Consider the following 8,730-nt stretch of genomic DNA (forward strand, 5'->3'; position numbering starts at 1 on the left):
CACGCGGCCGAGCAGGACAGGCCCGACGTCGCCGCGCGGCGTCAGGCTTGGTTCGATGCCCAGCCTGACCTCGACCCCGAGCGCCTGGTCTTCATCGACGAGACCGGCGCCAGCACCAAGATGGCGCGCCTGCGCGGTCGCTCCCCGCGCGGCCAGCGCTGCCGGGCGGCGGTGCCCCATGGGCACTGGAAGACCACCACCTTCACCGGCGCGCTGCGGCTGTCGGGCCTGACCGCGCCCATGGTGCTGGACGGGCCGATGAACGGTCGTGCTTTCCTGGCTTATGTCGAGCAGGTGCTGGTGCCGACGCTGCGGCCCGGGGACATCGTGATCCTGGACAACCTGCCGGCGCACAAACCGCGCGGCGTGCGCGAGGCCATCGAGGGCGCGGGCGCGATGCTGCGCTTCCTGCCCCCCTATTCACCGGACTTCAATCCGATCGAGAACGCCTTTGCCAAGCTCAAGGCCCTGCTGCGAAAAGCCGCCGCCCGCACCATCGAAGACCTTTGGGATGCCATCCGCGACGCACTGCCGGCCTTCACGCCAGCTGAGTGCGCCAACTACTTCACCGCCGCCGGATATGAGCCCGAATAAGCAGATTCTGCTCTAGACGAACCGCTTCAGGTTATAGGCCAAGTTGGCGAGGCCGATCTTCACTGTGGCCCGGCCTATGCCGATAGTGCGCACGACCAGCGCCATGGGCCCCTTCTGCCGGGCAAAGACGTGCTCGATCGCCGAGCGCACCGTCGACTTGGCCGCATTGGCCCGCCGCGTCCGCGTGGGCATCGGTCGCCTGCCCGTCCATGGCCGGAAAGCCGGCCTCGCGCAGCGTGGCATTAAACCGGGCAAACAACCGCTCCACCGCGCCGGCCCGCTTCAGCGCCTCGCGGAAGGCCGAGATGGTGCTGCCGTCGGGCACCGGACGTGATCGAAGGCGGGACGTCCGCCTTTGCTGCCATCCGAGCGAGGCGCAGCCTGTTCCAACTCCGGACGGAACTGCGCGAAGTCGACAAGCACCGCGATCCGCTCGAGGTCATCGCCGTTGGCCGACGGTTCCCGCAGTCGCTCCTCCACGTCGAAGAACCCAGCCTGCCGAACCATCGTCTCCCCCACGCCGATCCACGTCAGTGAATCAGCCGAACGGCGCCAGCGCGAGAGGTTTCTGGAGGTGCCCAGCCGAGGAAGGCAGCCTCCTCCATCACCTTGGAGCGGTCCTAGCCGGCCTCAGCGAGCATGTACTTCGGCCACGGCCAGCGCTTGCGGATGGCGTCAAGAATGGCATGCGCCCTCGCGCCTCGGTCGAGCGCGAGGATGCGCGCCGCACCCATCGCGAGCGCGAGCGGCTGATCGCCGAACGCGTGCAGCACGTGAACCGGATCAAGGGCCTGCTCGCGACACAGGGCATCTACGAGTTCCTCCCCCGGCGACGCGACCGGCGGGTGCGCCTCGATGAACTTCGAACCGGTGACGGACGAGCGCTGCCGCCACGCTTGCGGCAGGAGATCGAACGCGAGTTCGGGCGACTGGAACTCGTGCTGGAGCAGGTCGGGGCGGTGGAGGCCGAGCGCGACGCCGCCGTGGCGGCGCCAGCCGCGGACGATGCCGACGTGGCGAAGGTGGCGATGCTCGCCAGGCTCGGCGGCATCGGCAACGAGCTTGCGACCGTGCTGGTGCGCGAGGCCCTGTACCGCCCCTTTGCGAACCGCAAGGAGGTGGCTGCCTGTGCCGGGCTCACGCCCAGTCCATTCACCAGCGGGGACCGGCACCAGGGCATCTCCAAAGCCGGCAACCCTCTCCTCCGCAAGAGCATGGTCGAGCTCGCCTGGCTCTGGCTGCGCTACCAACCCAGCAGCGCGCTCGCGCGCTGGTTCACGGAGCGCATCGGCGAGATCCGCGGCCGCATCCGAAAGATCACCGCCGTCGCCCTGGCGGGGAACTCGACGGGGTTTGTCAAGCCGTCGCCAAAGATGGGTCCCACCGCCCCGAGCCGGCCTGCCCCGAATGAGGCAACTGGTGGGAACCCCCGTTTTCCGCCGGATACGAGTGACGCAGCGGGCCTCCGCTGCCTTTGCCCGGCTTACCCCCGCCCACCCGACGAGAATGGCGACGCCGCTTGCCTAGTCGCCTCATACGAGTCGAGGTCAGGCCTTGTAAGCGATCAGGTTCAGAGGCTGCGGTCCGTGTCGGCGTGCCATCATAGTTCACCTCGCAAAGGGTCGAACGCAGCGCGGGCTGACGAGAGTGACCCGCATGATGGCGCCATGGCGGAATGCCCGTCGTGCCGATCCGCTGGGCCTTGGTCCGTGATCCCCATCGTCGGTTCGCGCCGCAAGCCCTGCTGTGCAATGATCCTGATCGGACGCCCGAACAGATCCTATGTTGGTCTGTCCAGCGCTGGCGGTTGGAAGTGACCTTTCAGGAGACCAGGGCGCACCTCGGTGTGGGGCCCCGCACCTCAGTGAAGGGGCCTTCACCGTCACGCTACCAGGCATCCTGCCCGTGGGGCTGGCCTTCTGGCCTGCTGCTTCGCGGTCCAGCATCCAAGCAGTGCCCGGTCGTGAATGGTCTGGAACAGCAGGCGCCGGACGAAACGCCGAAACCAGCAGTAGATTGTCTGCCAGGGACCGAAATAAACCGGCAGCATCCGCCACCCGCCCGCGCTGCGCGCCGTGTAGCGCATCGCATTTAGCATCTCACGCAGGCCGACCGAGGGCTTGCGGCCCGTCGAGACGGTTTCGGCAGCGGCGGCTCGATCCGCGCCCATTCCTAATCCGTCAGGTCAGAAGGGGTCGCGCTTCGTCGTCTGACCAAGCTTGGCCATCCGGCCTCGGGTCTCTTGCGTCCACATCCCAGCTTGAATCACTCCCGGCCGCGCCGCACCAAGCCTTTCTCGAACTGCCGCTGAAACATACTTCATACGCCCGATGTATCCAAGACGTCTAACCCATAGGTAGATACTGTTTTGAGATCGTCGCCTATCGGCGACAACACTCCCTGCGCTATGGCGGAGCTAACCGCCAAAACCGCATTGTCCACATCAGAGAAGTCGATCGAGAACTGACCAGAGGCGAAATCATAGTTCCACCACTCAAGGCGTAGAAGGCGTTGCACCGTATCCTCGTTGAATCTGAACCGGATGATCCTTGCGGGAACCCCCCCCACGATAGCGTACGGAGGAACATCTTTTGTCACCACGGCCCCCGCGGCTATTATCGCTCCGTGGCCAACGGAAATTCCAGGCATCAATTTTGATCCGTCACCGATCCACACATCATTTCCGATGCGAACGACACGGTCTGTGTTTTCAAAAAATCTGGTTGTAGACCGCCGCACGACCAGTGGATGGGTACTCATCCAATCTAAAGGATGCCGCCCCGGAGACGTAATCACTCGGCTCCCGACTGAGCAGTAGCGCCCAATCTTCGTATGACGAATGTCAGAACCAAAGTTCACGTAGGTGTGCGCACCGAATGAAACCCCGCCTTCGAGGCGCACACGATCAAGAAATACAGATCTCTCCATAGATAATATAACATTATGGGCCTCACAGTGCAGCACTCGACAGTTTCGCCGAGCTTTCAGTTCGGATAGCAGCATCTCATTGCCCCCCTTGCGGTCGAGACAGGCTCTGATTGAGAAAAAATTTTATCGCCCTCACTGTAGGGCTGTTTGTTTTGCCGACGCAGCGAACAACATATTCTCAAGATGATCAATGTATATTTTATTATCTGGGTCGCAATTGACAGCGTTGCGAGCGCTCACGATTGCCTGATCGTACATTGCAAGTTTGAACAAAGAGATACTTTGCCTAACATAAGCCATGGCGTTAGCATCGTTAAGCGAGATAGCCAAATTTGCCGCTTTCAACGAGTTCAGGGGGCTATCAGCCAGATCCAAAACACTAGACCAGTGGACATAGTAGGCGTCATTTTTCTGGTCAAGAGAAATAGCCCGCTGCACACTTTGCAGCGCTTCGCCGTATTGCTCCATTGCAGCTTCGGACAAACTCTTCTGTATGAAATAATCGCTGCGATGTGGGTCGATACTTATCGCTCGTTCCATCAATTTTATCGCGACTCGGTGCTTCTTTCGAGAGGCCAAATGTACACCTAAGTTCGATAGGTACGTCTTCGACTTGCGGCGGTTCCCTCTAACTGATTGCCAGTCAGGCTCCTTGCCCTCCAAAAAAGATGTCACGAAACTCTTCAGCAAACCCATTTCCATCAAAGCATGCCCGACTGGGTGTCCGCCATGCTGAACCTTGACGATCTTGGCATTTGGAAACGCTGCTTTTGCCTCGACTTCGACATAATGTTCGTCAGTAGGATCGTGGGGATCGTAGATAATCAACGGCTCTGCACGGTGGTCAACGACATCTCGCAGCGGATGGTGAGCGAACGTAACTATGCGCTTGTCGAAGCCGGGTATCGCCACCGGGGTATTCGGATGTATGGAGACTCGGGGCGAAATCGACAAAATGCGAATATTTAGCAGCGAACAGAAGTACAATACGGCATATCCGCCCATGCTAGATCCATATGCAAAAACTTCATCGTAGCTCCGACATACACGGCCGACGGCAGCAATAAAATTGTCGAGGTTGAGGTCTTGAAACCAATTATCTCTACGCTTTTGCACACTGATTACATCATATCCCCGCTTTATTAGAAACCGTTCTGCGTACCCATCCGCGTTTACATCGTTCGCGGTCATTGGGTCGAATGTAATGACGAGGCGCCCATTATTTTCGATCGCGCGTATATGAGCGATCACAGTGACGCCATTATCGAAAAGGACGTTCTTCATTCTTCGGACAATTCAAAGATGTTGACTGCTGACTGATGATTGCACGAAGTTTGTGGTCTAAGCCAACTGAACACCAAGGTATCTCCGGTAAACGCGGTATCAGCGCAAGATGGAGGAAGAGGAACAGGCGCCGTTGCTTCGCTCAAAGCTGGGCACAGGCGCTCAATTTCCTGCGCCGGCGTCCCGGCAGCCTTGCGTCCACCAATCAGATCCAAGTACCAGACCATCGCAGCCTATCCTTGTCTGAAAGTGCATCCATCAGCGTTGGCGAACTACGTTCGCCGCTTCCGCCGAGGCGCCGAAGCCGCTTGATAAACAAGTGGCCTGCCTGGGGCGTCAAGATCCTGAGCGAGAGACGCACGGCGTAGCCCGCGGAGGCGAGCTTCGTTATCCGCCAGACGACGCTGCAGTTCTGCCGTCCCAACTTTTTGTTTTGCTGCCCACGTTACGTCGAAAGTGTTCATCGCTTCTAACTGGGTGTCAAAGGGCACTTCATCGTCATAAACTTTGTAATTGAAGTATTTGCGAAAAAATGTGCCCTCCTCGAAGCTTCTCACCTCAGACTCCCTCGGGTCGAAGTCATGTGAATGAAAAACTGTAGCGTCCGGCGCATAAATTTTCTGGAAACCCGCCTCAATGATTGTGTTAGCCCAGGCCTGATCCTCTCCGAATTCAACTTCGGGGTAGGGGAATTTCTCCCAAATGGCGCGCCTCATGCATGAGTTATTATCGGAATAAAAATGCAAGACTTGTCGCCATCCAATGTCCTGACTGCTCCACTTCAGGTGGTCGGTATCTTTCGAGACAGCAATGGGGAAATTCAGAAAACCCGCAAAGTGGTTCGCTAAATCACGCCGAGTGAACGGCGATGCATTAGGCCACGCAAGATGTTTTCCGAAGGCACCTGCCCCATCTGGAAAATGCTCTAAACTCGAAACGAGATTGTATAGCCAGTCCTCATCGGCAGGCATAGCATCTTGCGTCAAGAATGCGATAAATTCGCCCTTTGACAGCCGGGCCGCAAGGTTCCGAGTCTTTCCGTGACCGAATTCGCGCTGCGGGATCTGGAACGCTTGAACACGTGGCATTTGGGAGATTTTTTCAAATGAGCCATCTTGTGAACTGCTATCAACAATTACTATTTCAAATGGCCAGGGAGCGCGCTGGGCGTTTATGCGATCAACTACGTCAGCCAATAGCGCGCCGCCGTTATAGGTCGGGATGCATATACTAGCTTTCGGAGCCGTTCTCTGAAGTCTATGACGTCGGCTGCTGCCATGGGCAGTGATTGCGGGCTTGTTCCCAGTCTCAATGAGGCGCCGCTTCAAGGCGCGCTCGACTATCCTTGCTGACTTCTCCCAACTGAATTGCTGCACCCATGCACGTGCTCGATGCGCCTGTTCCCGACGCAGTTCAGGCGACACGATAAGTCGGTGGATAGCTTCAGCAATGGCGGCCGGGGCGGGAGCAGCTCTAGAGACTACCCCCTCTGGGAAGATCGCTCGTGTACTTTCGACATCAAGTTCAACAACAGGAAGACCACAAGCCATCATTTCCTGAGGCACCAGAGAATAATTTGTTGCCGAGAAACATACGCCAATATCTGCCTGGCGATAGAGTGACGCGAGTTCAGGAGCGTCGAGAATACCATGCAGCGTCCCCGGAAACTTAGCCCGAACAAAATTTAGTTCCGCCCCGTAGAGGTCAACCTGGAACTTCACCCCTCGCTCAGCGAGCAGTTCAAGCGCCAAAATCGCTAGATCCACCGCGCGGCGAGGCGTTGAATTTCTCGCATAAAGGGCGATTCTTGGCACACTCGTTCCACGGATTTCGGGCCCCGCGCTATGATATACTGTTCGGTCATAGGCCAGCCAAAAGTGTCGTGCCCAGCGGCCATATCGCCGGCGCATTAATTTCGATAGCCACGGACTCGCACATATACAGGCTAAATCTTCGTACTGATAGGACAGTTCAGCGGCGAGTGACTGGCTGCCGACTGGATAGAACGAAGGCTCGAAGTCTTGTACAAAATAAAATTTGGCCGCGAAATTGGTCGCAGCAGATACTTTCTGGACGGTGTCCCAACTGGTCGCAACCACGCACTCTCCAGAAGCCGACAAGAAGCCATCTTCGCAAAAGTGAACAGGCGCACGGACGGTCTGAAAATATTTCAGAATATTATCGTATGCTTCCGAAGCCGAGGCGTGATGCCAAGGATTACTGATCCAAATAGTACATTCGTGGCCAAACGTCTCAAGCCAACGGACCATTCGGAAGATGGTCATGTGGCCGCCGCTTCCAGGACGGAAATCTGGAATGACCCAATGCACTCGAAGACACTTCGGGTCAAAGCTCGTGTTTCGCGAAGATGTGCCACTGCTTTTGAAACGGATTAGATCAAGGAGAGCAGGATCGGAAACGAGTGACGCACTAGCTTCCACCTCAAGTTCACGGGGCCCGTCAAAATTGGCTGGCCAAATCCGCCGCCCTTCGTCTTTTCCGTAAAGTATGTAGTGAACAAACGGATTACCCTCTAATTCCTGGTATACTTCTCGGTAATGGCGGACAGAAAACCACGGCGCGGGATCGCGCCCTTCCCGCCATCCAAATACGCAGAAATGCTCGAGCGGGTCGATCTTAGCCGCAGGAATGTCAGGATAAGTCGCGCAGTAATATTCGGCATCAAATGCGGCCCGCACGATCAGAATATCACGCTGAACCGGATCCTCTTGGCGATGGCTCGGGCCAGCAGGCTCTATAGCGCGCCCTTCGGACTCGCCGAACGCGATGTAGTGCGCAAATGGGTTTTGGCCCAGCGCCTCGATATCTGGGTGGAGCCGCAGATAGGCCCGGGTGGAAAACCACGGCGCGGGATCGCGCCCCTCCTGCCATCCAAATACGCAGAAATGCTCGAGCGGGTCGATCTTAGCCGCAGGAATGTCAGGATAAGTCGCGCAGTAATATTCGGCATCAAATGCGGCCCGCACGATCAGAATATCACGCTGAACCGGATCCTCTTGGCGATGGCTCGGGCCAGCAGGCTCTATAGCGCGCCCATCGGACTCGCCGAACGCGATGGGGTCCTCTTCTAAGACTTGCTGCGATGCTACAAGATCTGCACGGCGAGCTTCGGTGTCGTATGACATTTTCCTCGTAGAACTCCGTACTGAACTGACTTTGATGGTCTCCCGCGCTCATATCGTGCCCCTTCCTTTGGCGTCGATCCGGGAAAACCCGGTCTGGTAGATTTTCAGGAATGGTGAGGCAGGTGGAAGGCACGATCTGGTCATGGTCCTGACCCGGGCGGCTCAGAGCAAACTAGGCTATCGAGCTGCGCGCCGAGATGCGCTTCCCCGTCGAAGGTGGAAAGCAAGACGAGGATGCGCGGGAGCGTCAGGGGTGCAGGGCCCGGATGACCCGCTCCAGCCCTTGCTGCCAGGGCGGCAGCGCGACGCCGAACACGGATTGCAGCTTGCGCTGCTCAAGCCGCCCATCGGCGGGGCGCGTGGCCTTCACCGGGTATTCGTGCGTGGCGATGGGATGGACAACCGGTCGCGGCCCGCCGAAGGGCGCGGCGGCGCTGAAGATCGCCTCCGCGAATGCGTGCCAGTTGGTGTGACCGCCGCCGGCCATGTGGAACACGCCGCGATGCTTGTCCTGCCATCCGTCGTCGCGGATGCGCGCCAGCACGCCCGCCAGAGCGTCGGCGAGGTCGGGCGCGGCGGTGGGGTTACCGTGCTGATCCGCCACCACGCGCAGTTCCGGACGCTGCGCGCCGACGCTCAGCATGGTCTTCACGAAGTTGCGCCCGACCGCACTGAACACCCAGGCGGTGCGGAACACCGCCGTCTTCGGGTTCACCGCCAGCGCCGCCCATTCCCCGGCCAGCTTGGTGCGGCCATAGGCGCCGAGCGGATTGGGCGC

The 8,730-nt window shown here is 58.7% G+C and carries 8 protein-coding genes and 1 pseudogene; 2 read left to right on the forward strand and 7 right to left on the reverse strand.

The features are described from left to right. Positions 1-594: IS630 family transposase (locus JTJ31_RS24060; protein WP_207541282.1), on the forward strand; the 594-nt coding region annotated here is incomplete at its 5' end. Positions 595-606: 12 nt separating this feature from the next. Here the strand turns inward: JTJ31_RS24060 and JTJ31_RS24065 are convergent. Further along, positions 607-1,101, reverse strand: a pseudogene (locus tag JTJ31_RS24065) (hypothetical protein). A 179-nt stretch (positions 1,102-1,280) separates the two neighbouring features. On the opposite strand from JTJ31_RS24065, the gene JTJ31_RS24070 reads away from it, so the two are divergent. Further along, positions 1,281-2,411: a transposase gene (locus JTJ31_RS24070; protein ID WP_207541283.1), complete on the forward strand. Its 1,131-nt coding sequence runs from the start codon at positions 1,281-1,283 to the stop codon at positions 2,409-2,411. Positions 2,412-2,476: 65 nt separating this feature from the next. On the opposite strand, the gene JTJ31_RS24075 is transcribed toward JTJ31_RS24070, so the two are convergent. From JTJ31_RS24075 to JTJ31_RS24100, 6 genes are all read right to left on the reverse strand, one after another. Further along, positions 2,477-2,764 (reverse strand): transposase, encoded by a 288-nt coding sequence (locus JTJ31_RS24075; protein ID WP_207541284.1) that lies wholly within the window; start codon positions 2,762-2,764, stop codon positions 2,477-2,479. A gap of 149 nt (positions 2,765-2,913) precedes the next feature. Continuing rightward, a complete protein-coding gene (locus JTJ31_RS24080) occupies positions 2,914-3,597 on the reverse strand; it encodes a CatB-related O-acetyltransferase (protein ID WP_207541285.1) in 684 nt (227 codons plus the stop codon). Between the two features lie 57 nt (positions 3,598-3,654). Next, positions 3,655-4,806: a tetratricopeptide repeat protein gene (locus JTJ31_RS24085; protein ID WP_207541286.1), complete on the reverse strand. Its 1,152-nt coding sequence runs from the start codon at positions 4,804-4,806 to the stop codon at positions 3,655-3,657. Further along, entirely contained in the window at positions 4,803-5,033 is a 231-nt protein-coding gene (locus JTJ31_RS24090; protein WP_207541287.1) for a hypothetical protein, read from the reverse strand. Before JTJ31_RS24090 ends, JTJ31_RS24085 begins: the two co-directional genes overlap by 4 nt. A gap of 45 nt (positions 5,034-5,078) precedes the next feature. Beyond that, positions 5,079-7,952, reverse strand: a complete 2,874-nt coding sequence (locus JTJ31_RS24095) for a rhamnosyltransferase WsaF family glycosyltransferase (RefSeq protein ID WP_207541288.1) — start codon at positions 7,950-7,952, stop codon at positions 5,079-5,081. 247 nt (positions 7,953-8,199) lie between these two features. Next, the coding region (locus tag JTJ31_RS24100) for an SDR family oxidoreductase (RefSeq protein ID WP_207541289.1) at positions 8,200-8,730 on the reverse strand (531 nt) is incomplete at its 5' end.

The sequence above is a fragment of the Sabulicella rubraurantiaca genome, assembly GCF_017355885.1.
Lineage (GTDB): Bacteria > Pseudomonadota > Alphaproteobacteria > Acetobacterales > Acetobacteraceae > Roseococcus > Roseococcus rubraurantiacus.